Raw genomic sequence first — 25,663 nt, forward strand, 5'->3', positions numbered from 1 at the left:
CTTAGTTATTATACGGGATATATGAATGATTGGTTTCATAAAAGGAGTAAGTTATATGAACTTTTTCAAAAAATCACTTATCTTTATAACGATTATCTTGCTATTTGCTAGTATTTATCATGATATGACGTCTGGTTCTATTTCAACGGAAAAAGATAATAATGTAAAAACTCAGAGTGATTTAAACAACAACACTGTTCATGTTCAGGTATTACCTGGCCAAACTGTGTTATCTATTGTAGAAAAACACAACAATTCTAAAGCATTAGATGTTGCAGAGATTATTAAGGATTTTAAAAAATTAAATCCTAATACAGAACCTTATCATTTAGATGCGTATAAGTACTATTATTTCCCTGTATATAGCAAAAAAGGAGGATGACTTTGGTGTCAACCTCCTTTTTTTTATAAATATGGGAGTACAAAAAGTGTGATTATAATGGAAGCTGCACCAGCTATGATTGCAGTATTCCCAAGTGTGTCGGCGTCTCTACTTTTAGCAATAAATCCAACAATAATCCCAGCCCCACCAAGGATAATTGGCATGAAAAAGAAGGATGCAATTGAGACAATCAGTGCTACCCAACCTACTGCGCTATTTACTTGCGAACCAACATCTGAATCATCTTTTTCTGCCCGATTGTCAAAGTCATCTGCAGTTAATTCCTGTGCTGTTTCTTCGTCTCGTTTGTTATCGAGGTCTGTTGGAACAGGGGTATTTCCATATAAATTGGCAGTATTAATTTCATGATCTCCCGCTTCATTGTCAGGCTCGGTATTCTTACGCCCTCTTTGATCAAATTGATCCATTAACTTATTCCTCGCTTTCTTTAAATGAGGTGTGACTTAGTTTATGGATTTAGCCGTTTTATAATGATGTAAGTTATTGGTAATGATTATTCCACAAATCCATTCCTTTTAGTTCTTATTTTTTCTAAAAAGCATATTACTTCTCGAAAAGGAAAATAATTTTTAACCCTTTGCAAGCAATTACATATAATAAATCAGCATTTCATTTTAAAGGAGCCAAAACATGTCAAAGATTATGAAAGAGCTTATAACCAAAAAGATTGGGCATATATCATCTGAAGAATTAATTCACTATAGTAAACAATATGGCTTTTCACTTACACATAATGAGGCTAAACAAATAACGGATTATGTAAGAAGTCATCCATTTGATCCCTTCGAGGAATCAGAGCGCATTCGTTTTTTTAAAGAACTAACCCAAATAACCGACAGAAACACGACAAAAAAAGCCCAAAAATTATTTGCGGAAATGGTAAAGTCATACGGTCTTCAGTCGCTTTTTTAATCATACAAAAAGAACACAAAAGGAAGAGCGCTAATTCACGCTCTTCCTTTTGTACTTATCCCAATAAAATTTTATCTTTTAATTCCGAATCAAATGTTCCGTCTTTAACCATATTAATTTCAAATTTATAAGGAGGCTTTTTATTTTTCTTATCTTCTCCTACATACGGCGTTTCCAATATTTTAGGTAGTTCTTTTAGTTGAGGATGATGGATAACCTTGTGCATTGCTTCGAACCCAATATGTCCAAACCCAATATTTTCATGACGATCTTTATGTGCTGCTCGTTCATTTTTACTATCATTTACATGAACCACTTTTAGACGATCCAATCCAATTATTTTATCAAATTGGTCTAAGACCCCATCAAAATCGTTCACTACATCATACCCAGCATCATGAATGTGGCATGTATCTAGACAGACAGATAGTTTTTCATTTAAATGGACACCGTCAAAAATCTTAGCAAGCTCATCGAATGTACGGCCAATTTCTGTTCCTTTTCCAGCCATTGTCTCAAGTGCAATTTGAACTGTTTGATCCTTAACTAACACTTCGTTTAACCCTTCAATTATCTTGTTAATACCTTCATCAACACCCGCCCCAACATGTGCACCAGGATGTAGTACGATTTGTTTTGCCCCTAATGCTGCAGTCCGGTTAATTTCACTTCTTAAAAAGTCCACACCTAATTCAAATGTTTCCTTTTTAACAGTATTACCGATGTTAATAATATATGGGGCATGTACAACAATTTCTTCAATGCCATTTTCTTTCATATGTGCTGTACCTGCTTCTATATTCAGTTCTTCAATTGGTTTTCTTCTTGTATTTTGTGGCGCACCAGTATAAATCATAAATACATTTGATCCATATGAAACCGCTTCTTCACTGGATCCTAAAAGCATTTTCTTCCCACTCATTGAAACATGTGATCCTATTTTCACCATATAAAACACCCCGTTTATCTCTATTACTTTTTGAACTTTGTATTTTTATTTAGTCTTTTCTTAATTGACTCTTGCTGATATTTCATTTTCTTTTTATAGCCCGGTTTAACTTTTTTCGATTTTTTAACTCGTTTCCATGCTTCTTTATCCACATTAACATCAGTTTTTTGACGTAAGTTACGTTCATTCCATGATTTCATCTCAACCCAGTCACCATTTTTAATATCAAAAAATGTAAATGCTAAACCCTTCTGTTCTAATTTACTTATGATTTTAATGTCACTTTCATTGTAAAGGCTTATAGCAGTTCCTTCCATACCCGCACGAGCAGTTCTACCTACTCGATGAACGTAAAAATCTTCTTCTTTAGGAAGTTGTGCATTTATTACATGACTTACACCTTTAATATCAATTCCTCTTGATGCTAAATCAGTCGCTACAATGTATTGATAGCGTAAATTTTGTATATCCTTTAATGCACGTTTTCGCTCACGTGGAGCCAAACCACCATGAATTAAGCCTACTTCTAATCCTTTTTCTAACAAGGATTCCGACAGTTTATTTGCCAAGTCTTTACCATTTGTAAAAATAATTGCTAAATATGGATTTATTACTTTTGATAAATCAACTATGATATCGGCTTCATCACGATGCTTTGTATCAATTAAATGATGCTCCATTGTCTCAGGTGATAATTGATCATCAATTTTTACGTGTAAAGGATTTTCTAGATATTTCTTAAAAAAGTGTTCCAGGCGTTGTGGGATTGTCGCAGAAAACACAAGTAATTGTACATTCTTATTTGATCTGACAAGCAATTGATCCACATCATTAATAAACCCAAGATCTAACATTAAGTCTGCTTCATCGATTACAAATGAAGTAGCAGAATAGATAGAAAGGGCTTCTTCTTTAACTAAGTCTAATATTCTTCCCGGTGTCCCTACAACGATGTGAGGAGGCTCTTTTAATTTTTCCATCATTTTTTGTTTATCCGTGCCACCGACCAATAATTTCGAAATCCATTGCTGTTCTTTCCCAGCAAATTTAATAATCTTTTTAACCTCATCATTGATTTGCGTAGCTAATTCGCGTGTTGGTGCGGTAATAACAAATTGAACCGATCGCTTATCTACATCAATCTTGTTAAATAGAGGCAACAAATAGGCATGTGTTTTACCTGATCCAGTATGTGACTGTCCGATAACACTAGTTCCTTTACTAATTGCAGGCATTATCTTCCGTTGTATATCTGTTGGTTTCTTAAATTGCAATTTCTCGATTACATCAACCATAATCGGATGGAAAGCAAATTGTTCAAAGTTCTTTTCCATAATAAAAATACTCCTTTAGGTGCATGTTCAGCACACTTTATCAACCATAACTAATTCTCCTACTATTTATTATATCCTTTATCTATACGAATTGAAATGGTTCTGTATTTGATTTAGATGTGATAACTTCTAACTGCTTGTTCGTAAATATATTTTCTAAATAATGTTTAGTGGCTTGCATCATAACTTTTTCCACGTGATGGCCTGGATCGATAATAGAAAGGCCCATTTGCCATGCATCTTGTGCGTGGTGAAATGACATGTCACCTGTCAAATAAACGTCTGCTCCTTTTGCTTTTGCTACATGAATAAAATCTTCGCCACTTCCTCCAAGAACTGCAATCTTTTTAACCTGTTGATGTAAATCTCCCGTAACACGAAGAGAAGGTACATCCAATGTTTGCTTTATATGATTACAAAGCTCTTGTAAAGACATTTCCTGATCAAGTTCCCCTATTCGCCCAACACCAAACTTTTGACCCTCATTTGCTATAGGGAAAATATCGTAAGCTACTTCCTCATATGGATGTGCTTGTTTCATTTGACCTAAAACAGTTGGAAGACTTTTTTCTTGGACTATTGTTTCTAGTTTGGCCTCATTGACATGTTCCATATCCCCTTCTTGACCAATATAAGGGTTAGTTCCTGCTAATGGTTTAAATGTACCAGTGCCTTCTGTTTGAAATGTACAATGGCTATAATTACCAATATGACCTGCACCGCTGTCACCCAAAGCTTTTCGAACGTTTTCCAAATGCGTGATTGGTACATACACAACAAATTTAAACAAAGCTTCTTCCTTAGATTCCATTAATAAATCTGTATTCTTTAAACCAATTGTGTCACACAACATATCGTTAACACCACCATTTGCAGCATCTAAATTTGTGTGTGCAGCATAAACAGTTATATCATGTTTAAGTAGCTTTTGGATTATTCTGCCCTGTACATCGTCCGTGTTTATTTGTTTGGCAGATTTAAATAACAAAGGGTGATGAGCAATAATTAAGTCTACCTTTTCCTTAATTGCCTCATCCACTACATTTTCTAAAACATCTAATGTTACCATCACCTTTTTAACTTGCCTAGAAAAGGATCCTACCTGCAGACCTACATTATCCCAATCATATGCCAAATTACGTGGTGCCCACTTCTCCATCTCCCGAAACACATCATGATTCATTATCTCGCTCTTCATCATGTAATACCTCCTCAATCCAGGTTAATTCATTGGTAAACCTATCTAGCTTTTCAGTTTGAGGTACACTGGCCTGTTCCATCTGTTTCATAACATAGTAAAGTTTATCTTGCTCAGTTTTCCACTTTTCATAAAATGCGGTCGTTTTATTTAATAGCAATATTGGCCCAAACATAAACTCCTTTTCAGTTAACTTCTGGGGAATATCCATTTTATCAGCAACTACGATTTCATAAAAATGCCCGTTTTCCTCTATAATTTCCTCTTTAACTATTTCATAACCATGATTATGAAGCCATTTTCGAACAGCTTTTGCATCAACATTTGGCTGTGCTATAATCCGTTCCACATTTCCCAACTTGTCAATCCCATTTTCTAATATTGACTTAATAAGCGGACCACCCATACCAGCAATGACAACTTGTTTCACTTCATCATGATGTACCACTGCTAATCCGTCGCCAAGCCGAACATCAATTGCAGATTCTAGTTGATTCGCTTTCACAGTTGATTTTGCACTTAAAAAAGGTCCTTCAACCACTTCACCTGCAATTGCTTTTGCTTTATCATCAATTAGGCATACATAACATGGTAGATAGGCATGATCAGAACCAATATCAGCGAAATGGGGTTTTCTCGGTAAATAGGCAGCTATTCTTTGTAAGCGATTTGAAATGGATAATTGTTGATTCATATTTTTCTCCTCCCTAATTAATTGAAAAGAAAGCTTTCTGTATAGATCAGAAAGCTTTCCCATTTTTCTCTAACTTATCTATTTTTATTTCTTCTCTGCCAACCATTTAGCTAGAGCCTCAGCTTGAGGTTCAGGAACTAGACCACCTGGCATCATTGAACCTTTACCATTCATAATGATATCTTTTATCTCTTTTTTGCTATATCTGCTACCTACTTTAGTTAAATCCGGTCCAACTCCACCAGTCAAATCAGCACCGTGACATGAAGCACAATTGCTCTCGAAAATTTTAGCAGGATCGGTTGTTGCACCCTCTTGCTGTTCTTGTTTTTCCCCGCCGCCTTTTTCTTGTTCTTCAATTGCTTTTTGCTGATCCAAGCCAACAATTGATACAACAATCACCAATAATATTCCTATAACTGCAATAATAGCATATGGGATAACTGGATTTTTCTTCATTTTGGTTCCTCCTTATGTAGTCTCTTTAATGTAATTGAGCATAACTATAACTAGTTTACTTCAAAATTAGAATAGTTTAAAGGGATAATATGTGACTAATTATAGAACAAAAAACAGTCCCACTAATAATATACCAAAAATACTAGCAAACAATAGATATTTTAATTCCATTTTAGTACCCACTATAATCCAGCATACAAAATTCATGATCATAACTAACTCTGTAAACCAATTTATTACAATATATGTATTACTTAAAAATATCGTCGTTAAAAAAATTAATAATAAAAAAATAGCAAAAGATAAATGGTAGAAAGAATTTTGTCGTAATTTGAATCCTCTGAATTGCCAAAATGAATAAAGGATAAAAAGCATTAATACGCCAAGCTGTATGTAATCTTGAAAAAAGGTTGAGTAAATGACTAAAATTGCAATGGGCAACAATAAAATCAATAAGATAAATTGAGCTATTGTTAAAGTTGACCGTCTTTTTTTAGCATGTTTTACCTGTTCATCCTCTCCAGAACCATCCCCGTTGGTGTATAATGCTAACAGATAGTCACAGTAAACAGCAGGTAACATTTTATTTCTTTTCCAATAGTTTAACTCATTAATTATCGTGGTTATCCGGTCTTCTTCTGCCATACATGTTCACCTCAATATAGATAACAACATCTATATTTATTGCACGTAAAAATTAACCCAATATGAACAGTCATTGATCACACTTTGTGTCAATGACTGATACTATATTTATTCGAGGAAATCCTTCAATCGTTTACTTCTACTTGGGTGGCGAAGTTTACGGAGTGCTTTTGCTTCGATTTGGCGTATACGTTCTCTTGTAACACCAAATACTTTCCCAACCTCTTCCAATGTTCGCGTCCTGCCATCATCAAGACCAAACCGTAGTCGTAAAACGTTTTCTTCTCTATCAGTTAACGTATCGAGAACATCTTCAAGCTGTTCTTTCAGAAGTTCATAAGCGGCATGATCTGACGGTGACACAGCTTCCTGGTCCTCAATAAAATCTCCTAAATGGGAGTCATCCTCTTCACCAATTGGTGTTTCAAGCGAGACAGGTTCCTGAGCGATTTTCAGAATATCCCTAACTTTATCAGGAGTTAATTCCATTTCTTGTCCAATTTCTTCCGGTGTAGGCTCGCGCCCTAAATCTTGAAGTAATTGACGTTGAACTCTAATCAACTTATTAATCGTTTCAACCATGTGAACAGGGATTCTTATTGTTCTTGCCTGATCAGCAATTGCACGTGTTATTGCCTGGCGGATCCACCATGTAGCATACGTACTAAATTTAAACCCTTTGCGGTAATCGAACTTTTCTACCGCTTTAATTAGACCCATGTTACCCTCTTGAATAAGGTCCAAAAATAACATACCTCGTCCTACATACCGTTTAGCAATACTAACCACTAATCGCAAGTTTGCTTCCGCTAGACGTCGCTTAGCTTCTTCGTCACCTTTTTCAATACGAGTGGCAAGATCAATCTCATCTTTAGCTGATAATAAATCAACGCGTCCTATCTCTTTCAAATACATACGAACGGGATCATTTATTTTAATCCCAAGCGGGACACTTAAATCATTTAGATCAAATGTCTCTTCTTTTGAAATTTGTTGCATATTTGGATCATCTTCAGATTCACCGATTATTTCCACACCTTGTTCGCCTAGGTACTCATAAAATTCATCCATTTGTTCTGATTCTATCTCAAAATGAGACAAGCGATCAGCAACTTCTTCATATGCCAGTGTACCGCGTTTCTTACCCATTTCGAGTAATTGATCTTTTGTTTGTTCAAGAGTTAACTCATTTTCATTTTCCTTTGTTTGTGAAGGCATATTTTCGGCCATGAGTCCCCCTCCTTCCATACTTCATTTATATCAATGAGAATTATTTAGCTGCTTTTGAATTTCAATGATTTGCATCGCAATTTGTGCCGCTCTAATTGGATCTTGTTGTTGTTCAGCTAACCTTTGTTCTTGTTTTAATGCCTTAATGCTAGCTACATCGTTGTTTTCAGCCCGAATGATTCTAATATAGTCTTTAATTTCTTTATCACTAATGTTTTCATCAGTATGAATCATTGCTATTTCTATAACTAAATTTTTAATATCCTGGTCGGTTATTTTTTCAATGAAATAACTGACATCAGAAGAATGACCTTCTTCATAATATGCATAAAGGTGAATCGCAATAATTTTGTGCGCGTCCATATTGAACGCTGCACCTATTTCCTCCTGCACTTTATCAGTTATGGCTGCATCTTTCAACATATATGCAATAAGTTGTTTTTCAGCATTTTGAAATGCTGGTAGTAATTTTTTTGTTTGATAATTGTTCTTAGCCCTATTAGTATATCTGTTCTCTTCTCTCTTATCCTTATTCTGTCCCACTTCTTTACGATAAGTAGGCATTTCTTGCTTTAATGTTTCTATCGATACATTGAATTCATTACTTATTTCTTTTAAGTAATATTCCCTTTCGATAGAACTATCAATCATTGCCAATTCTTTAAGAATGGAATCAATATATTTAAAACGATCATCCTCAAGACTCAAGTTAAAGCTTCTTTTAATATATCGCATATAAAAAGATATATACGTTTCACTTGCTTTTATCACATCATTCTGAAATGACGTCTCGCCATACTCGTTGATGTAATCATCCGGGTCCATCCCATCCTTCAGCCTGGCAATCTTCACACGACAACCCGTTTCTTTAAGGATAGATGAAGCTTTATAAGTTGCTTCCACCCCAGCGTCGTCACCGTCATAACAAATGATTACTGTATCGACATAACGTTTTAACAGCTTTGCTTGGTTCGTTGTTAACGATGTACCAAGTGTAGCTATAGCGTTTTTTACACCAGCTTGATAGGCCGATATAACATCCATATAGCCTTCAAACAAAACTGCCTCACTTTCTTTACGTATATGTTTTTTAGCCAAATCAAAATTGTATAACAGCTTACCCTTTTGAAAAAGTTCACTTTCTGAACTATTTAGATACTTTGGTTCACCATTTGATATGGTTCTACCACCAAAAGCAATTGTTTTACCAAGATGATTACGTATAGGGAACATTACCCTACCACTAAACCTATCTGTAACTTTATTATCTTCTTGTAGTAAAATTAAACCTGCTTTTGCCAAAATTTGTTGATGAAAACCCTTTTTCTTTAGGAACTCAGCTGTAAAATCATTATCATTAGGTGCAAAACCAAGCTGAAATAAGTCAGCTGTTTCTTCACTTATGCCTCTTTGCTTAAAATAGTTATAACCTTCCTTACCATCTTTCGTAAATCGTAATAGATGGTGATACAGTTTTGTTAACCATTCATATGCGGATAGGACACTTTGATTTTCTTCCGAAAGAGAGCTTCTTTCATTCTTACTTGTTTCAGGTAAAGATATACCACTTTTTTCAGCTAAATGCTCCATTGCTTCAAAGAATGAAAACTTCTCCATCTCCATTAAAAATGTCACTACATTACCGCCTTTTCCACAACCAAAGCAATGAAAAATTTGTTTTTCCTGAGTGACTGAAAAGGATGGAGTTTTTTCTCCATGAAACGGACATAGCCCGAAATAATTTCTTCCTTGTTTTTTTAACTGTACATACTCACCAATCACATCAACGATGTCATTTGCTTTCCGTACTTCTTCAATTGTTTCTTCTGGAATTTGATTAGGCATATATACCACCATGTTTTATTATTCTAGATATAATGATAAAAACCCTGCAAGATTCGACAATATTTTTTTCTGACTCGAAAAAAAATTTCCTTCTATCATGTTTTTAAACTTAGAAGGAGCTTTCTATTTAATAATTATAATCGATGAAAGTGATCGTACATAAGTATTGATTATGTTCATCCACACGTCCACCGTTTTTTACTATTATTCCTCATGGAGTTAATACATAAACCTCCTTTAATTAAGAATAAACTTATACTATCAGTGTAAAAAAGATGTCATGTTCTATTTATTCTACATAAAAGAAAGAGAATCCTTCCTATTTGTAGATTATTTTAAAACATCACAAGGTGTTTAACATGTATGTAAAGTTGCCAATACGAAATATCATTTAAACACAAATATTAATTATATATCATATATTACTAAATTACTAGTATTATATTCTATTGATTTACGAACAGGAAAGCACCCTACTTTTGTTAATGTAGAATGCTTATACCTTCTATATTTATCTATATACGAATATTATCTCTTTATCATCTGTAATATACTATTCGCGGTTTCTTCGACTGCTTTGTTTGATACATCAATCGTTTTGCAGCCAATTTTATTTACTGTTTTTTCAAAGAAAGCAAGCTCTTGGTGAATCCTGTCCATGTTTGCATATGTAGCTTTGTCACCTAAACCTAGTGCTTTTAACCGCTCTTTCCTGATTTCATTTAATTTATCCGCTGTAATTTTCAACCCAATGCATTTTTCTGGGTCTACTTCAAACAATTCTTCGGGTGGATCTACCTCTGGCACCAATGGCACATTGGCAACTTTTAACCGCTTGTGTGCTAGATATTGTGATAACGGGGTCTTAGAGGTTCTGGACACGCCAATTAGAATAATATCTGCACGGGAAATCCCTCTCGGGTCACGTCCATCATCATATTTTACCGCAAATTCGATTGCTTCAACTCGTTTAAAATAATCTTCATCCAATTGATGGACCAAACCAGCCTCAAGACGTGGACTTGTTGAAAACACTCGTTCCATTGATTTCATCATCGGTCCCATGATATCAATTGCTTCTACTTTAACTTTACTTGCTTCTTCATTTAAATAGGCACGCAATTCAGGATCAACAAGCGTGAATCCAATGATTGCTTCTTTTTCCTTAGCAAGTTGTAATGTTTCATCAATAATTGTTTTATCTTCAACATATGGTATACGATGAATTTTATATTCTCCACCGTTAAATTGGCTTAATCCAGCCTTAATAACTAATTCAGCAGTTTCTCCAACAGAATCTGATAGAACATAAACTAATGGTTTCTTCCCCATAAATATGCTCCTCCCTTATAAATGATCATCCATAATCAGCTCTACAAAAGCTTTTGTAATCGTGGTTTTGGTTATTCGTCCTACAATTTCATTCCCGGCATCTGTGTCTTTTATTACGGGAATACCATCTATTTGCTTATTAATTAATTTGTTTGCAGCTTCTATTAATAAGTCATCTTTTCTGCAGAAAGTAATGTTAGGCATCCGCGTCATGATAATATGTACAGGTACATTCGTTAGATCCTGATTACCTATACTTGCACGTAATAAATCCTTTCGTGAGAGAACACCAGTTAAACATGTATTTTTATCGACTACAAATAATGTACCTACATCTTCTAGAAACATAGTTGAAATTGCGTCATATACTGACGCACTCTCATTCACTACGATTGGAATCGATTGAAATTCACGCACCTTAAATTTTTTGACTTTTTCCGTTAATAATTCCGATCCCGTTTTCCCAGTGAAAAAATAGCCTACACGTGGACGAGCATCGAGGAACCCTGCCATTGTTAGTATGGCTAAATCAGGTCTCAAGGTTGCTCTTGTTAAATCTAGTTTTTGCGCTATATTTTCACCAGTTATTGGTCCATTTTCCCTTACGATTTCAATTATTTTTTCTTGTCTATTAGATAATTCCACTTTTCCACCACCTACACACCTATTATGTCATACTATTTCTAAATATTATAGACTATTTCAGATGGAAAAGACAGAAGAGATTTTAAAATTGCTGTTTCCATTCTATCTTGGTTAGGTCTGCATAGAGATTGATTAAATCTGCCATACTTTTTAGCATTGATAAACGATTAGTACGAACTAGGTCATCGTCTGCCATTACCATGTTGTTTTCAAAAAAGTCGTGAATCGGATCTGCAAGTGTTGCTAAATAGTTAATTGCTTCAGTAGCTTCCCGATTTCTATTAGCTTCCATAAACTTAGGTGCTATTTCCTGATAATGATTAAACAACGATTCTTCAGACTTTGATTCAAAAAGTGATTTGTCTACGTCTTTTTCCTGTGTAGCTTTTTCCGATAAATTAAGGACCCGAATTAATGATTCATTCACTCTTTTAAATTCATCTAGATTTCGTTTCTCTGCTAGTACTTTTGCTTTATCAATCGCATAATAAAAAACACCTATTTGCTTTTGTGTGACCGCTTCAATGACATCTGTTTCGATATTATTCATTTTCATAACATGATTTGCACGCAGGCGGAAAAATTCTGTTATATCTTTTGTTATTGTTCCTTCATCATTTTGTTCTATTTCTAATTTTTGATATACCTCACGAGTTATCGATAATAAATCCTCTAGCGCTATATTCCATTTCTTTTCTTCTAAAATCCTTAAAACACCTACTGCTTGACGACGTAATCCGTGAGGATCCTGAGATCCTGTTGGAACTAAACCGATTGATATACAGCCGACTATGGTGTCTAGTTTATCTGCCACACTAACAATTGCTCCTTCTTCCGTCGTTGGAAGTGGGTCATCCGATTGCAACGGTAAGTAATGTTCACGTACTGCTGTTGCCACATTTTTCTCTTCTTGGTTGTGAAGTGCGTATTTTTCTCCAATCACTCCTTGAAGATTGGTAAATTCATTTACCATATTCGTTGCTAAATCGAATTTACAGATCTCTGCTGCTCTAATCGACCTTTTAGTAATATCTATATCCGTGTGAAGCAGATTAGCTAGTTGGGAAGATATCGTTTTTACTCGGTCAATCTTGTCTGTTATTGTACCAAGCTTCTCCTGGAACACAACTCGTTGTAGTTTTTCTTGATAAAAATCAATGTTGTGCTTTTTATCCTCTTCAAAGAAAAAAACCGCATCCGAAAGACGAGCATGTATAACTTTTTCATTTCCTTTAATCACTGTGTTCATATGCTCCTGATTACCATTTCTTACGCCAATAAACGAAGATAATAACTCACCGTCGGATGATTTAACAGGAAAATAACGTTGATGCTCTTTCATTGAAGTAATTAACACTTCACTCGGGAGTTGTAAAAATGAGTTCTCAAAGGTACCAACAAATACGGTTGGATATTCCACTAAATTTCGTACTTCTTCCAGCAAATCAGTATCAACTATCACATTGAAATGATGTTCATTTTCAACCGCTTTAATTTGAGATACGATCATTTCTTCGCGCTTTTCGGAATCAGCAATCACATAGCTCTTTTCAAGCTCATTCTGATATGTATTAGCTGTCTCAAGTGTGATTTGTGTACCTAAGAAACGGTGCCCATATGTTTGATTTCCAGTTTGTACTTGCGCTACTTCAAATGGTACTACTTTATCACCGTAAAGCGCTACAAGCCAACGAATTGGACGTGCATAACGCATTGATTGGGTTGACCAGCGCATATTTTTAGGAAACTGAATAGATTCAATTATCGTTTTAAAGGAAGTAAGTAAATCGAAAGTAGATTTGCCCTCAATTCGTTTTTGCACAAAAATATAAGATGTTCCTTTTATTTCTTTTGTATAAATATCCTCAATTGACTTCCCTTGGCCTTTCGTAAAGCCAATTGCTGCTTTTGTCCAATTCCCATCCTGGTCTTGTGCTATTTTCATTGCTGGTCCTTTTGCTTCTTCTTCAACGGTTGTTTGAGAATCAGCAATTCCTTTAATAAGAATAGCTAAGCGTCTAGGGGTTGAAAATGATTCTACCGACGTATAAGAAAGACGTAAGTCCTGTAACCACTTTTCAGTCTTATCCTTTAATTGACGTTCTGCATCATCAATAAACCGTGCTGGTAATTCTTCTAATCCTATTTCAAATAATGCATCATTCGCCATTTATATTTCCTCCTTTTCGAGCATTGGAAAACCAAGCTTCTCACGTTCTGCTACGTATGTTTTTGCGATGGTTCTTGCCAGGTTTCTAACTCTTGCTATGTAACCTGTACGTTCTGTTACCGAAATAACTCCTTTTGCATCCAATAAATTAAATGTATGGGAACATTTCAACACATAGTCATAGGCAGGAAAAACTAATCCTTTGTCCATAATCGTTTTTGCTTCTTGTTCATACTTCGTAAATAACTCAAATAACATGTCTGTATTTGATTCTTCAAATGTATAGGTGGAATGTTCAAACTCTGGCTGAAAGAAAATATCGTGTACAGTTACGCCATTCGTCCATTCCAATTCAAAGACATTATCTTTATCCTGAATGTATGATGCTAGACGTTCTAATCCATAGGTTAGCTCAACTGTTACTGGGTTTGCTTCTAATCCACCAATTTGTTGAAAATAGGTAAATTGTGTTATTTCCATTCCATCTAACCAAACCTCCCAACCTAATCCCGCTGCACCAAGTGTTGGGTTTTCCCAGTTATCCTCTACAAACCGTATATCATGTTTTAAGGGGTCTATCCCTAATGCCTTTAAAGATTCTAGATATAACTCCTGAATGTTGTCTGGTGAAGGCTTCATAATAACTTGAAATTGGTGATGCTGATACAACCGGTTTGGATTTTTGCCGTATCTTCCGTCAGCAGGCCTTCTAGATGGTTCTACATAAGCAACATTCCAAGGTTCAGGTCCCAAACTACGAAGCAGAGTCATAGGAGACATCGTTCCGGCTCCCTTTTCCACATCGTATGCCTGCATAAGAATGCAATTTTGATCTGACCAATAAGATTGTAAGGTTAAAATCATTTGTTGAATGTTCATTTAAAACTTCCTTTCGAATTAAGTGCAAAAAAAATCCGTCTCTATGCCTAAAAACTTAGACATAGGGACGGATTTGATTATCCGCGGTTCCACCCTACTTGCTCTATATTATATAGAGCCACTTTAAATTATATGCTTAGGAGTTCCTTTCCCAATCGCTCTATCACCTAGCTTTCACTGTCCTAGGGTCGCTTCTAATAGATAACAAAAGGTACTTTTCTCCCTCATAGCATGTCTTCATTTTAAATATGTACAAATCATAATCCATTATTCTGTGTTTTGTCAATAAGAGTACCTTATTTTAATTGATCAATTTGCCTTAGGAATTTTTTTGATTTTAAGAAATATCCACCATATTGATCATAATAAGCATCTAACAATTTTCTTAGTATCTGTTTATTCTGCTCTTTTATCGTAATCGTACCAACCTGTTCTAGTCCCACTTCCAAAAATATGCGAAGTAATTTAGCAACTGATTTCGGTAATGCTATTGCATGTTGATCAATAGATGCACATCGATTACATAATAAACCACCTTCAGCTATCGAAAAGCTGACTAAATCTTCCTTTCGACCACAATTTACACAGCTGTCCACTGTTGGAGCAAAGCCGCCTTTTTTATATAGCTTGAGTTCATACATCATAATTGGAATATCAGCATCATCATTCTCTACAATCCAAGCTATTGTTTTGGCTAATTGTTCATATATATAGTAGTCCGGTTCTTCTGCTTCCAATAGTTTATCTGTCAACTCGACAACAAATGCTGTAAATGCTGTCTTCATTATATCTTCTCGAATCGCCCGATTTGAGTTGATCACTTCACCTTGCTGTATCGTACTTAATCCTTTACCCAAATATATAAAAAATTCCCCATGAATGAATGGCTGTGTCACTGCAGCCATTCTACTTTTTGTTTTTTTGGCACCTCTAGCTAATGCAGAAAGTTTACCAACTTTTTTACTGAAAATCGTTACAATTTTATGAGTTTCTCCATAATCCTGTGATTTGATAACAATGCCCTCTATTTTTTCAAGCACACAGTCTCACCTTTACTTTCGTTAATACTGCCTGTACTACACCTATCTATTACATTTTTGTATTTATTTCTTCATTTACTTCATTTTCGTTTTGCGCGGAAGCCTTAATACTTGAATCATTTTCTAGCTCTTTCCATAATAAATAGGTTTCAATGTTTCCTGTATGACTAAATAATCTCCAGGTTAAGTCGACCACAAGAAACCCCACCTTTCTTTTAATATGTTTGATTAAGTACTTACTCTTATTTTGACCACACATTGATAAAGAATGAGATATAAATATTACCATGTTTAATATTCGTCACTACGGAATCCAAACTCTTTAAGCTGTGTTTGTTTATTGCGCCAATCCTTTTGCACCTTGATCCATAGCTCTAAATACACCTTCGTACCTAACAACGATTCGATGTCTTTTCTTGCGCTTTTGCCTATATTTTTCAACATACTTCCTTGTTTTCCAATTAAAATTCCTTTTTGTGTTTTCCGTTCAGTCACAATTGTTGCCTGAATAAATATTGCATTCGATTCTCGTTTCTCAATATTTTCAATAACAACTGCAATCGAATGGGGAATTTCTTCATGTGTTAGTTGTAACACTTTTTCACGAATCAATTCACCCATAATAAATCGTTCGGGATGATCTGTCACTTGGTCTTCTGGATAATACTGTGGTCCTTCAGGTAATTTATCTTTTAATACGTCCAATAAATGATTCACATTGTTACCTTCTAGTGCAGAAATTGGGATAACTTCTTCAAAATTATACTTATCTTTATAGTTTTCAATTAAAGGAAACAGATCATCTGGATGAATCAAGTCAATCTTGTTGATAATTAGGTACACAGGACGCTTAACTTCCTGCAGGCGGTCTAAAATATATTGATCCCCTTTACCATAACCTTCTTTTGCATTAATCATAAACAAAATTGCATCCACTTCATTAAGTGTATTCTCAGCTATTTTAACCATAAAATCACCAAGACGATGTTTAGGTTTATGAATTCCTGGTGTATCGATGAAAACAAGTTGCGCATCTGAATCTGTTAGTACACCTTGTATCTTATTTCTTGTAGTTTGTGGCTTATCACTCATAATGGCTATTTTCTGCCCAATAACCCGGTTCATAAAAGTTGATTTACCAACATTTGGTCGTCCAATTATAGCAACAAATCCTGATTTATAAGAATTATTCATGTCTGATCCCCCGAAGTTAATTTTCTAATGTACATTTATAATACTATAAAAACTATCTACTTTCACGTATTCGACAAAACAACTGAAAAGAAAATAGCATCATGCAATATTTGACATAACATGTTACTAATCACTATTAATGTTTAAAAAAACCCGCTCTATAATTCGAACAAGTTTTTATAAAAATAAACTATATAATTTTGGAACAAAAATTATACATCCAATAACGAATGCCATAATTGCAGCTATTAATACTGCACTTGCTGCTATATCCTTAATAACTTTTGCGGAAGGATGAATATCAGGCTTTAAATAATCAATAAGCTTTTCCACAGCAGTATTTGTTGTTTCTGCAACGAGAACAATTCCGATAACAAGAATGATAATCATCCACTCTAAATATGAGAGTGTTATTAAAACCCCCATTAAAACAACAATTACGGTTGCAAGTACATGAATACGAAAATTCCTCTCGTTTTTGATCATTTCTATTAACCCATTCCAAGCAAAGGAAAAACCAATCGATTTCTTTTTATCTTCTAAGTTCGAACGCATTTAAAATATCCTCTTGTTTTTGAAACATTTGCTTTTCTTCTTCATCGTTCATATGATCATAACCTAATAAATGAAGGAAACCATGTATTGTTAAAAAGCCCAATTCCCGTTCAAAGGTATGGTTATAATCTTCTGCCTGCTCAATCGCACGTTCAATAGAGATAACAATATCACCAAGCATTAAAGGCATATCTTCCCCTATTATGTTTAGTTCATCCTCCATCGTTTCCTGCAGAGCAAATGATATAACATCAGTTGGTTTATCCTGTCCGCGATAGTTACGATTAAGTTCTTGTATATCTTTATTCGTTACAAAGCTAACAGATAGCTCTGCCTCTTGTGTTATTCCTTCTTTGTCTGCTGCAAAGATCAATAAACGTTGCAACATATCAATATAATCACTATTAACCTTACTTGTTTTATCGTGAAAATCAATATACATTCCTATTTTGCCTCCTTCGTTGGATATTGGATTCGAGAATGAAAAATACCTTTTAATGCTTCACATACAGTTCGATGAATAACTTTTAATTCATTAAGCGTGAGTGGAGAGTCGTCTAATTGACCATCCATTAATCGGTCATCCATGATAGCAGAAACAATTTCTTCTATTTTTTTCTCAGTTGGTTCATTTAATGAACGGACAGCTGCTTCAACTGAATCACAGATACAAATGATAGCTGCTTCCTTAGTTTGTGGTTTTGGACCAGGGTATCGAAATGACTTTTCATTTACTGACTTATTATTTTCTTTCTCTTTGTAATAAAAAAATTTAAGTAACGTTGTTCCATGGTGCTCCTTTGCAATATCGATAATCTCTTTAGGAAATTTATTCTTTTTTAACGTTTCTGCACCATCATATGGATGATTTATGATAATTTCAGCACTGTGTTTTGGCCTCATCGAGTCATGTGGATTTTTTATCGTTAATTGATTTTCGATAAAAAGGTGTGGCTTTTTTAATTTCCCGATATCATGATAATAAGCACCTACTCTTGCTAAGAGACCGTTTGCTCCAATGGCCTCACAAGCTGTCTCACTTAGATTAGCTACCATTACAGAATGATGATAGGTCCCGGGCGATTCAGTTAATATCTTTCGTAATAACGGATGGTTTGGACTTGCTAGTGCTAATAGTCTGCTGTCTGATAAAATACCTAGTCCAGTTTCAAAAAATGGGAGTAACCCTATTGTAAATACAACAGAAAGGATTGCCGCCGCAAAACCTAATCCAGTCTGAAGAAATAAGTCACTTAAGGTATATTTTTCAAAGGACAGAAATAAAAATATTAGTACAGCTAAAATATTAACAATGCTCATTCCGATTCCCGCTTTTAAAATAGCTAAACGATCCTTAACATTCATTAAAAAAATAATTCCAGCGAGCTGAGAAAAGAAAAAATAGATACCAGCTTCAATGTTTAACGATCCAGGAATTTGACTATTAAATAGTATACTTCCTAGAATGGCATATAATCCAGCGAGTACGATAGCAAAACGCTCATTTATTAATTGTTTGATAAGAAGAACACCTGTGGCAACCGGGACAACAAAAAATAACTGATTGACTTGTGTTGTGTATAAACTTACAACTTTCATCATTGACACTACAATAAAACTGATTAACAGGATAGATGCAATTTTACCATTATCTAATTTGTTATGTTTCGTTAATTGATGCATTTCATATGTAATAACACCAATGATTAATAAAATTAATAAAGCTAGTCCTATAACAGGATAAACATTTCGATCATTATTAAGTAGTCCAACCAATTTTAATTCTTCAAATAACTCATCGGTAATGGTTTGACCTTCACGGACGATGATTTCCCCTGCCCGGATAACGACTGGATCTACATTATTTGCCGCTTCTTTTCTAGCATTTAATGTCTTTTCGACATCATAAAAAGAATTTTCGACAACAACAAAATCACTTATCGTGATCAAAGCCTGTCTAACATCAGTATCTAACTTTGAGTATGTCAATGCTTGTTTGACTTCATTTGTAGCACTTTGAACATTTTCCATACGAACACCGTTGTTTAATACCTCTTGAACAGCGTCTATAAATATTTTTTCACCCTTTTCTCGTTCTTTAGGTGATGCTTCAACTAAACGAAGTAATACACCATTATCAATAGTATCTACTATTTCAGATGATAAAATTTGTTGAAGAAGTTGAACCTTTTCCTGGCTACTTAAAATAATTGCACCGTCGTTCTTCTCTGATGCTTGAACATCCATCGGCTTTTTTTCCTCAACTTTAGCAATTGCATCAAAAATTTCGATTATGTAATTTATTTGTTCTTCATTTATTTCTTTTGATATATTATATCGATCGTTTACAGCTTGAAGCGTTTCACGAGTTTTACGTTTTGTTTCTTGTTCATTCTCAATTGTAATTGGTGACCGGATGGTCTCTTTTGCATTACTAAACCGTTCGATATCATATGTTTCTGTATGTACATTGTTTATGGTCATGAGGAAAATTAAAATCCCTAACACGAGCATAGGAAAAACGATTGAAATCCATTTTGTTTTAAGGGCTACTAAAGACTTCATTATGTTTCGCAGTTTCATCAGCAATTCACCTCAGATAGTAGAAATAAGCCCTCATCAATTTAAGTTGTTGGGGCTTATTTTCTAAAATCAACCATCTTTATTATTTGAATTATCGTATGCTTCAATGATGTGTTGAACCAATGGGTGTCTTACAACATCTGTCTGTGTTAAGTGTATGAATTCTATTCCTTTTACTTTGAATAATAATTGATCTGCTGTTCGCAAACCGGAATTAACTCCTCTTGGTAAATCGACCTGTGTCACATCACCGGTTACTACCATCTTCGAACCAAACCCTAGTCGCGTTAAGAACATTTTCATTTGTTCGGGTGTCGTATTCTGTGCCTCGTCTAGGATAACAAATGCATCATCAAGTGTACGGCCTCGCATGTAAGCAAGTGGTGCAATCTCTATTGTTTCTCTTTCAATTAATCGCAATGTTTGTTCAGCACCTAAAACATCGTGTAGGGCATCATATAATGGACGTAGATATGGATCCACTTTCTCTTTAAGGTCACCTGGTAAGAAACCCAGACTTTCACCAGCTTCTACTGCGGGACGGGTTAAGATAATCCGCTTCACCTTTCCTGTTTTTAATGCATGAACAGCCATTACTACTGCAAGATATGTCTTACCAGTACCTGCAGGACCTATTCCAAAAACAAGATCATTCGATTTTATAGCTGCAATGTATTTTTTTTGCCCCAACGTTTTTACACGAATCGGCTTACCTTTTACATTTTTAGTAATCTCATCTTCAAATAATGTTTCAAATTGATTAATTTTTCCCTCTTTGGCAAGCTCAATGGCATAAACTACATCACGTTCTGCAATGGTTAAACCTTTCCTGATAATGTTTAATAGGGAAAGTAGTATATCCTGAGCTAAAGCATTTGCTTCCTCTGTACCGGATACACTCACTTTCTCTCCTCTTGTCACAATTGATACGTCAAGTTTATCTTCAATTTGTTTTAAATATTTATCGTTTGCCCCGAATAAAGCTAGAGCTTCACTTTGATTAGTTAAATGTAAATCAATTGTATTTAGGTTTTTGGTCATAATCAATCTCCTTGATTTATAGGTACGGATTTAGCAATATTTTCTTCAACCGTCAAATATAAGATTAATTTTACTTTACCATTACCAGAACTTTCATGCAAAACTTTTTCAGAAATAACTTTTGCGTTTTTATCTAGACGTAATAACAATTCGTTTTTAGCCTGTTCTATTCCAACCTTTATAGCATCACCTTTAGAACGCTTCTCTTTTCTATACGTTTTTTCATGCTGGGTGGATTCAATTATATTAATTGGAAGTTCCCAATTAAAAAAATGTAATGGGGTTCGATTGATATCTGTTTGTACATGCTCAAATTCACTCGATCCAAATCCCCAAAAAGGAACTTGTAAATCACCTACTTCAAAATATAATTTTTTATCTTTTTCACCGGTCAGTTCCTGGTATTCCGCTTCTAGTGGTATCGTAACGGAAACTTCATACCAGGTTTTTGCAACAATTTCTCCTTCCGCTTCTACTAAGTTAGGTTTTTCTTTATCTTCACTAATATTCCCCGAAACCAATAAATCGCCAGGCTTAACAAAATCATTCACTTTTACTTTTGGCATGCCTTTTGATACATACACATAGCTGACCACACCTTTTTTGGTAGCGATCAAATTACTTGGACCTTGTACTTCTTTTTTCTTTACAATTGTTTTCTCTACAACCTCAATTTGAAAGGTTGTCCCCTTTTTTTCAACACCAACCCATAATAATTCAGGAATATCATGTAGTAGTTTCTGTTGTATATCACTTGGGGAATCAATGGAAAAGACTAAAGCGCCTGTATGGACTCCATATGTGTTTAATTGCTTGGTTATTTTTTTCTCTATGTCTTTAGGTACACCATTGATTTTTACGTCCCAAATAATATTGGATAAATACAAAATTAACAAAAAACAAATTCCTATACTTAAAAGAAATTCTTTTCTGCTAACCAGTTTTTTCACTATAAATGGCAATCCAAATTCACGTGTAACTGTGATAGTATATGATCCATCATTTTGGAATCCATTTAATTTACTTAAATCCTGTAACCTAATATTAGCCTGACATGATGTGTGTGATTCTTTCTTGACATTCCATACCAATATCTCTTGATTTACGCAATGCTGTAATAATTTCTCTGGGTTACTGCCTTCAATCAAAATGATTACATATCCTGTTATAAATGATCCTTGTACTTGTTTCATTGCTACCTCCTTTTAGTTAGTGATATATGTTACGTCATTAACTGTTCCTTCTAGTAATAGCTCCTGAGGTAGCATCATTTTAAGTACAAATCCAGAGCCTGTTATTCTAATCAATCCTGTATGTGTCTTTAAAGTTAATTCTGTATCAGAATAAACGACCAATCCCTTATGATTTTCAATGTATACATGAAGTTGACCTAGTATTGTAATTCTTGGTAAGTCAGAAACTATATCAGAAGGAAGCGCAAATTGGTTCATAATCCAAGGTAGGAATCGTTGATGTTTTTTTGTCAAAGGTGCAACCTCCTCTCCCCTTCATATTTATGAATAAAAGCATGAATTAAGAACATAAAAAAACCTTCCAATTGGTTGAGTTGAAAACTCTACCTTGGAAGGTTTTTAGACATTATCTCCTGCGATCAGTTAGAACACTTCTATACGGCTTTTTTGCTCTTGGTGGCCCTAATACTTCGGACATGATAATACCACTCACTAAGCCCTGTTTTGATAAATTGCCTTTAATTTGCTTCTTCATTTGATTATTATTCGAACTTTTTGAAGGTGTACCCAGGTTACTATTAGATAATGCATCATGTTCTCCATGCTCAATGGCACGATGTGTTGTTGAATCTAATTGCTCTCGCATAGATGTACTATACGTTTGTTCTGTTGATACCCCTTCATTATTAGCTTGATGTCCTCCACCTGATGGTGTACGAGTTGGTTTTGGGGTTGAGTAAGGTTTAGTTGATTTACTACCCTTATTTTTTTGATCCTTGATAAACCCAGCAATACCACCAACAATAGCTAAAATGATAAGTATATTGCCGAAAATGGTTTCAAAAATGGCATCCATTATACCCCTCCTGAATTCGGTTGACAGGTATTATTGATTACTATCGTCATTATTATCTTCTGATAGCTTACCAATTGTATCCCTCATATCTGTATCTGCATCAATATTTTTATAATTCATATAATCCATTACACCAAGGTTACCTGAGCGAAGTGCTTCAGCAAGCGCTTTTGGTACTTCAGCTTCAGCTTCCACAACAGATGCACGCATTTCCTGAACTCGTGCCAACATCTCTTGTTCTTGTGCAACTGCCATTGCACGTCTTTCTTCTGCTTTAGCCTGTGCGATACTTTTATCTGCTTGTGCTTGGTCAGTTTGTAAGATAGCTCCGATGTTTTTACCAATGTTAATATCTTCAATATCAATCGATAAAATTTCAAATGCAGTACCAGCGTCTAGTCCTCTATCTAACACAGTACGTGAAATGCTATCTGGATTTTCTAATACTTTAGCATGTGTTTTCGAACTACCAATCGTACTTACTATTCCTTCACCGACACGAGCAATAACAGTTTCTTCACCAGCACCACCAACAAGACGGTCAATATTCGCACGAACTGTAATACGCGCTTTAGCTTTTACCTCAATTCCATCCATCGCAATACCTGAAATAAATGGTGTGTCAATTACTTTTGGATTAACACTCATTTGAACCGCTTCTAATACGTCTCTTCCTGCAAGATCAATTGCAGCACCACGTTCAAATTGTAATTCAATATTGGCTCTGTGTGCAGCGATCAATGCGTCAACGACCCTATCCACATTACCACCAGCTAAGTAATGGCTTTCCAGCTGATTTGTATTTAGGTCCAAACCAGCCTTATACGCCTTAATAAGTGGGTTAATTACACGTGATGGAACTACTCGACGTAAGCGCATACCAACTAAAGTAAAAATACCAACCTTTACACCTGCTGCTAATGCACTAATCCAAAGCATAACAGGAATAAATGTAAACAAAACAACTACTGCAATTAAAATGATACCGATAATAATAAACGGCATAATTGCTTCTAAATCCATTTTCATTCCTCCAATTTTTATATTATATTTCTCTAACTACAATACGAGATCCCTCAACCTTAATAATTTTTATCGGTTGTTCTTCTTGAATGAAACGACCTTCCGAAACTACATCTAAACGTTCTTCATCAAACCTCGCAGTTCCCGACGGGCGTAGTTGTGTTAACGTTTTTCCTTCAAGACCAATTAACTCAAGGCGATTAACTGTTGAAACATAACCTAGTTCCGTAGAAGTCTTATCCTTCAGTATGATATGCCTGAAGACTCCTTTTTCCATACCTATTCTTTTAAATAAAATAACAGCTGTGATTATTGAGATAAGAAATGCTATTCCAATACTCATCGCCATCTGTCCGATATCCTGACCCGAGATAAACAATGAAGCTACTACACAACCAATTCCTAACACTCCGACAATCCCTCCCGGTACAAAAAACTCGGCTATTATTAAAATGATACCTAATATTATTAAGATAATAGCTTCCATTCCCGCTAGCCCAGCTACAATATGTCCATAGAAGAATAAAACTAATGACAATAATCCTATAATACCAGGTATACCAAATCCAGGTGAAAATATCTCTATAATTAAACCTAAGCTTGCAATCGTTAGCAAAATTGGGATAACAATCGGATTTGTTAAAAACCTTGCCAGTTTTTCCGATAAAGTGGGCTCGATTTCTATGATTGTAGCGTTTTGTATACCCATTTCATTTAAAAGTTCCGTCCGGTCCTCTACTATACCTGCCGCATAACCTACTTCTACCGCAGATTCAGGTCCAAGAGTTAAATACTCTCCTTTTGGAGCTCCGAGTTCTGGTAAATCAATTTCGGGATTGGCCATAGCCGCTGCATATTTGGGATCTCTTCCTTGGGATTCCGCTGCACTCTTCATAGCCGCCAGCCATGCCGATTGTGCTTTTTTATTAGCTGCAGTGCCATCCCGATTTATAACACCACTAGCTCCCATAGTCGCATGGGCTTTCATATAAATTGTATCCGTATTTAATGCAATATACGATCCTGCTGATAATGCTTTATTAACAATAAAAGCAATGGTAGGTGTTTCTAAATTTTGTATTAACTCCGCAATTTGACCTGCTGCATCAACACGTCCTCCTGGAGTATCAACTTCGAAAATGATATAATCAGCGCCCTTATCCTCTGCTACCTGTGTTGCTCTTGAAAGGAATGCCTTTAATCCTTGCTCTACTGTATCCTCAATCGGAATGATATATACTTGTTCCCCTTCACCAGAGGATTCAGCGGCTATTGCGCTATTGCCAAAAAACAATAATCCCATAAAAATGATAATTACTAAAACAAGATATGTAGTGAGTTTTTTGTACTTCATACGTAATCACCCCCTTTAGCTTAGTATGTTATACGGTTTTACAGTCTATTTGGTTTCATTTAAACCATATATAAATATATAGATACTATTTTGATAGTATCACAACAGTTACAGTTTTGTTAGCATATT

General features: G+C 35.0%; 27 protein-coding genes. 2 read left to right on the top strand and 25 right to left on the bottom strand.

All coding sequences use genetic code 11. The features are described from left to right. Positions 1-55: 55 nt before the first annotated feature. On the top strand, positions 56-382 hold the full coding sequence (locus LG329_RS02630) for a hypothetical protein (RefSeq protein WP_404453030.1): 327 nt from the start codon (positions 56-58) through the stop codon (positions 380-382). Between the two features lie 23 nt (positions 383-405). On the opposite strand, the gene LG329_RS02635 is transcribed toward LG329_RS02630, so the two are convergent. Further along, positions 406-810, bottom strand: a complete 405-nt coding sequence (locus LG329_RS02635) for a hypothetical protein (protein ID WP_404453031.1) — start codon at positions 808-810, stop codon at positions 406-408. 223 nt (positions 811-1,033) lie between these two features. Here LG329_RS02635 and LG329_RS02640 point away from each other — a divergent pair, with 223 nt between their 5' ends. Next, positions 1,034-1,315, top strand: coding sequence for a DUF2624 domain-containing protein (locus LG329_RS02640; RefSeq protein ID WP_404453032.1), 282 nt, complete (start codon positions 1,034-1,036; stop codon positions 1,313-1,315). 55 nt (positions 1,316-1,370) lie between these two features. Here the strand turns inward: LG329_RS02640 and LG329_RS02645 are convergent, their stop codons facing one another. The 24 genes from LG329_RS02645 to LG329_RS02760 form a co-directional block, all read right to left on the bottom strand. Then, a complete protein-coding gene (locus LG329_RS02645) occupies positions 1,371-2,264 on the bottom strand; it encodes a deoxyribonuclease IV (protein WP_404453033.1) in 894 nt (297 codons plus the stop codon). Between the two features lie 23 nt (positions 2,265-2,287). Beyond that, positions 2,288-3,598 (bottom strand): DEAD/DEAH box helicase, encoded by a 1,311-nt coding sequence (locus LG329_RS02650; RefSeq protein WP_404453034.1) that lies wholly within the window; start codon positions 3,596-3,598, stop codon positions 2,288-2,290. Positions 3,599-3,680: 82 nt separating this feature from the next. After that, positions 3,681-4,799 (bottom strand): Nif3-like dinuclear metal center hexameric protein, encoded by a 1,119-nt coding sequence (locus LG329_RS02655; protein WP_404453035.1) that lies wholly within the window; start codon positions 4,797-4,799, stop codon positions 3,681-3,683. Next, positions 4,771-5,490 (bottom strand): tRNA (adenine(22)-N(1))-methyltransferase, encoded by a 720-nt coding sequence (locus tag LG329_RS02660; RefSeq protein WP_404453036.1) that lies wholly within the window; start codon positions 5,488-5,490, stop codon positions 4,771-4,773. The genes LG329_RS02655 and LG329_RS02660 overlap by 29 nt, the downstream gene beginning before the upstream one ends. Positions 5,491-5,574: 84 nt before the next feature. Further along, the gene (gene cccA, locus LG329_RS02665; RefSeq protein ID WP_404453037.1) at positions 5,575-5,949 is read right to left on the bottom strand and encodes a cytochrome c550; all 375 of its coding nucleotides are present in this window, start codon (positions 5,947-5,949) and stop codon (positions 5,575-5,577) included. Positions 5,950-6,048: 99 nt separating this feature from the next. Next, positions 6,049-6,594: a hypothetical protein gene (locus LG329_RS02670; RefSeq protein ID WP_404453038.1), complete on the bottom strand. Its 546-nt coding sequence runs from the start codon at positions 6,592-6,594 to the stop codon at positions 6,049-6,051. A gap of 108 nt (positions 6,595-6,702) precedes the next feature. Then, on the bottom strand, positions 6,703-7,824 hold the full coding sequence (gene rpoD, locus LG329_RS02675) for an RNA polymerase sigma factor RpoD (protein WP_404453039.1): 1,122 nt from the start codon (positions 7,822-7,824) through the stop codon (positions 6,703-6,705). A gap of 30 nt (positions 7,825-7,854) precedes the next feature. Further along, complete coding sequence (gene dnaG, locus LG329_RS02680; RefSeq protein WP_404453040.1) at positions 7,855-9,669, bottom strand: DNA primase; 1,815 nt, start codon at positions 9,667-9,669, stop codon at positions 7,855-7,857. A 528-nt stretch (positions 9,670-10,197) separates the two neighbouring features. Then, positions 10,198-11,001: a pyruvate, water dikinase regulatory protein gene (locus LG329_RS02685; RefSeq protein WP_404453041.1), complete on the bottom strand. Its 804-nt coding sequence runs from the start codon at positions 10,999-11,001 to the stop codon at positions 10,198-10,200. 15 nt (positions 11,002-11,016) lie between these two features. Continuing rightward, positions 11,017-11,646, bottom strand: coding sequence for a helix-turn-helix transcriptional regulator (locus LG329_RS02690; RefSeq protein ID WP_404453042.1), 630 nt, complete (start codon positions 11,644-11,646; stop codon positions 11,017-11,019). An 82-nt stretch (positions 11,647-11,728) separates the two neighbouring features. Then, positions 11,729-13,816, bottom strand: a complete 2,088-nt coding sequence (gene glyS / locus LG329_RS02695; RefSeq protein ID WP_404453043.1) for a glycine--tRNA ligase subunit beta — start codon at positions 13,814-13,816, stop codon at positions 11,729-11,731. Then, positions 13,817-14,695, bottom strand: coding sequence for a glycine--tRNA ligase subunit alpha (gene glyQ, locus LG329_RS02700; protein ID WP_404453044.1), 879 nt, complete (start codon positions 14,693-14,695; stop codon positions 13,817-13,819). It lies immediately after the preceding gene. A gap of 296 nt (positions 14,696-14,991) precedes the next feature. After that, on the bottom strand, positions 14,992-15,735 hold the full coding sequence (gene recO / locus LG329_RS02705) for a DNA repair protein RecO (RefSeq protein WP_404453045.1): 744 nt from the start codon (positions 15,733-15,735) through the stop codon (positions 14,992-14,994). A gap of 49 nt (positions 15,736-15,784) precedes the next feature. Next, the gene (locus tag LG329_RS02710; RefSeq protein WP_404453046.1) at positions 15,785-15,931 is read right to left on the bottom strand and encodes a YqzL family protein; all 147 of its coding nucleotides are present in this window, start codon (positions 15,929-15,931) and stop codon (positions 15,785-15,787) included. Between the two features lie 95 nt (positions 15,932-16,026). Beyond that, positions 16,027-16,929 carry a GTPase Era gene (era, locus tag LG329_RS02715; protein ID WP_404453047.1) on the bottom strand — a complete coding sequence of 301 codons (903 nt, stop codon included), beginning with the start codon at positions 16,927-16,929 and terminating at the stop codon, positions 16,027-16,029. A gap of 177 nt (positions 16,930-17,106) precedes the next feature. Next, positions 17,107-17,484, bottom strand: coding sequence for a diacylglycerol kinase family protein (locus LG329_RS02720; RefSeq protein WP_404453048.1), 378 nt, complete (start codon positions 17,482-17,484; stop codon positions 17,107-17,109). Continuing rightward, a complete protein-coding gene (gene ybeY, locus LG329_RS02725; RefSeq protein WP_404453049.1) occupies positions 17,462-17,926 on the bottom strand; it encodes an rRNA maturation RNase YbeY in 465 nt (154 codons plus the stop codon). The genes LG329_RS02720 and ybeY overlap by 23 nt, the downstream gene beginning before the upstream one ends. A 2-nt stretch (positions 17,927-17,928) precedes the next feature. Continuing rightward, positions 17,929-20,067 (bottom strand): HD family phosphohydrolase, encoded by a 2,139-nt coding sequence (locus LG329_RS02730; protein ID WP_404453050.1) that lies wholly within the window; start codon positions 20,065-20,067, stop codon positions 17,929-17,931. Between the two features lie 69 nt (positions 20,068-20,136). Continuing rightward, on the bottom strand, positions 20,137-21,108 hold the full coding sequence (locus LG329_RS02735) for a PhoH family protein (RefSeq protein ID WP_404453051.1): 972 nt from the start codon (positions 21,106-21,108) through the stop codon (positions 20,137-20,139). A 2-nt stretch (positions 21,109-21,110) separates the two neighbouring features. Continuing rightward, complete coding sequence (gene yqfD, locus LG329_RS02740; protein WP_404453052.1) at positions 21,111-22,301, bottom strand: sporulation protein YqfD; 1,191 nt, start codon at positions 22,299-22,301, stop codon at positions 21,111-21,113. 12 nt (positions 22,302-22,313) lie between these two features. Next, positions 22,314-22,595, bottom strand: a complete 282-nt coding sequence (gene yqfC, locus LG329_RS02745; RefSeq protein ID WP_404453053.1) for a sporulation protein YqfC — start codon at positions 22,593-22,595, stop codon at positions 22,314-22,316. A gap of 112 nt (positions 22,596-22,707) precedes the next feature. Next, entirely contained in the window at positions 22,708-23,157 is a 450-nt protein-coding gene (locus LG329_RS02750) for a hypothetical protein (RefSeq protein WP_404453054.1), read from the bottom strand. A gap of 30 nt (positions 23,158-23,187) precedes the next feature. Further along, complete coding sequence (gene floA, locus LG329_RS02755; RefSeq protein WP_404453055.1) at positions 23,188-24,180, bottom strand: flotillin-like protein FloA; 993 nt, start codon at positions 24,178-24,180, stop codon at positions 23,188-23,190. A 22-nt stretch (positions 24,181-24,202) separates the two neighbouring features. Next, on the bottom strand, positions 24,203-25,534 hold the full coding sequence (locus LG329_RS02760; RefSeq protein WP_404453056.1) for a nodulation protein NfeD: 1,332 nt from the start codon (positions 25,532-25,534) through the stop codon (positions 24,203-24,205). Positions 25,535-25,663: the final 129 nt, after the last annotated feature.

It is taken from the genome of Virgibacillus necropolis, from assembly GCF_044793635.1.
GTDB lineage: Bacteria > Bacillota > Bacilli > Bacillales > Amphibacillaceae > Virgibacillus_F > Virgibacillus_F necropolis_A.

What these genes read in the sequence shown, in the direction of transcription:
- LG329_RS02750 (WP_404453054.1), bottom strand. Translation starts at nt 23,157, where the DNA reads ATGGATGCCATTTTTGAAACCATTTTCGGCAATATACTTATCATTTTA.
- LG329_RS02685 (WP_404453041.1), bottom strand. Translation starts at nt 11,001, where the DNA reads ATGGGGAAGAAACCATTAGTTTATGTTCTATCAGATTCTGTTGGAGAA.
- LG329_RS02735 (WP_404453051.1), bottom strand. Translation starts at nt 21,108, where the DNA reads ATGACCAAAAACCTAAATACAATTGATTTACATTTAACTAATCAAAGT.
- LG329_RS02630 (WP_404453030.1), top strand. Translation starts at nt 56, where the DNA reads ATGAACTTTTTCAAAAAATCACTTATCTTTATAACGATTATCTTGCTA.
- glyQ (WP_404453044.1), bottom strand. Translation starts at nt 14,695, where the DNA reads ATGAACATTCAACAAATGATTTTAACCTTACAATCTTATTGGTCAGAT.
- yqfD (WP_404453052.1), bottom strand. Translation starts at nt 22,301, where the DNA reads ATGAAACAAGTACAAGGATCATTTATAACAGGATATGTAATCATTTTG.
- ybeY (WP_404453049.1), bottom strand. Translation starts at nt 17,926, where the DNA reads ATGTATATTGATTTTCACGATAAAACAAGTAAGGTTAATAGTGATTAT.
- glyS (WP_404453043.1), bottom strand. Translation starts at nt 13,816, where the DNA reads ATGGCGAATGATGCATTATTTGAAATAGGATTAGAAGAATTACCAGCA.
- floA (WP_404453055.1), bottom strand. Translation starts at nt 24,180, where the DNA reads ATGGATTTAGAAGCAATTATGCCGTTTATTATTATCGGTATCATTTTA.
- era (WP_404453047.1), bottom strand. Translation starts at nt 16,929, where the DNA reads ATGAATAATTCTTATAAATCAGGATTTGTTGCTATAATTGGACGACCA.
- LG329_RS02635 (WP_404453031.1), bottom strand. Translation starts at nt 810, where the DNA reads ATGGATCAATTTGATCAAAGAGGGCGTAAGAATACCGAGCCTGACAAT.
- LG329_RS02730 (WP_404453050.1), bottom strand. Translation starts at nt 20,067, where the DNA reads ATGAAACTGCGAAACATAATGAAGTCTTTAGTAGCCCTTAAAACAAAA.
- LG329_RS02640 (WP_404453032.1), top strand. Translation starts at nt 1,034, where the DNA reads ATGTCAAAGATTATGAAAGAGCTTATAACCAAAAAGATTGGGCATATA.
- LG329_RS02655 (WP_404453035.1), bottom strand. Translation starts at nt 4,799, where the DNA reads ATGATGAAGAGCGAGATAATGAATCATGATGTGTTTCGGGAGATGGAG.
- LG329_RS02660 (WP_404453036.1), bottom strand. Translation starts at nt 5,490, where the DNA reads ATGAATCAACAATTATCCATTTCAAATCGCTTACAAAGAATAGCTGCC.
- LG329_RS02650 (WP_404453034.1), bottom strand. Translation starts at nt 3,598, where the DNA reads ATGGAAAAGAACTTTGAACAATTTGCTTTCCATCCGATTATGGTTGAT.
- rpoD (WP_404453039.1), bottom strand. Translation starts at nt 7,824, where the DNA reads ATGGCCGAAAATATGCCTTCACAAACAAAGGAAAATGAAAATGAGTTA.
- LG329_RS02720 (WP_404453048.1), bottom strand. Translation starts at nt 17,484, where the DNA reads ATGCGTTCGAACTTAGAAGATAAAAAGAAATCGATTGGTTTTTCCTTT.
- LG329_RS02645 (WP_404453033.1), bottom strand. Translation starts at nt 2,264, where the DNA reads ATGGTGAAAATAGGATCACATGTTTCAATGAGTGGGAAGAAAATGCTT.
- LG329_RS02760 (WP_404453056.1), bottom strand. Translation starts at nt 25,534, where the DNA reads ATGAAGTACAAAAAACTCACTACATATCTTGTTTTAGTAATTATCATT.
- LG329_RS02670 (WP_404453038.1), bottom strand. Translation starts at nt 6,594, where the DNA reads ATGGCAGAAGAAGACCGGATAACCACGATAATTAATGAGTTAAACTAT.
- cccA (WP_404453037.1), bottom strand. Translation starts at nt 5,949, where the DNA reads ATGAAGAAAAATCCAGTTATCCCATATGCTATTATTGCAGTTATAGGA.
- dnaG (WP_404453040.1), bottom strand. Translation starts at nt 9,669, where the DNA reads ATGCCTAATCAAATTCCAGAAGAAACAATTGAAGAAGTACGGAAAGCA.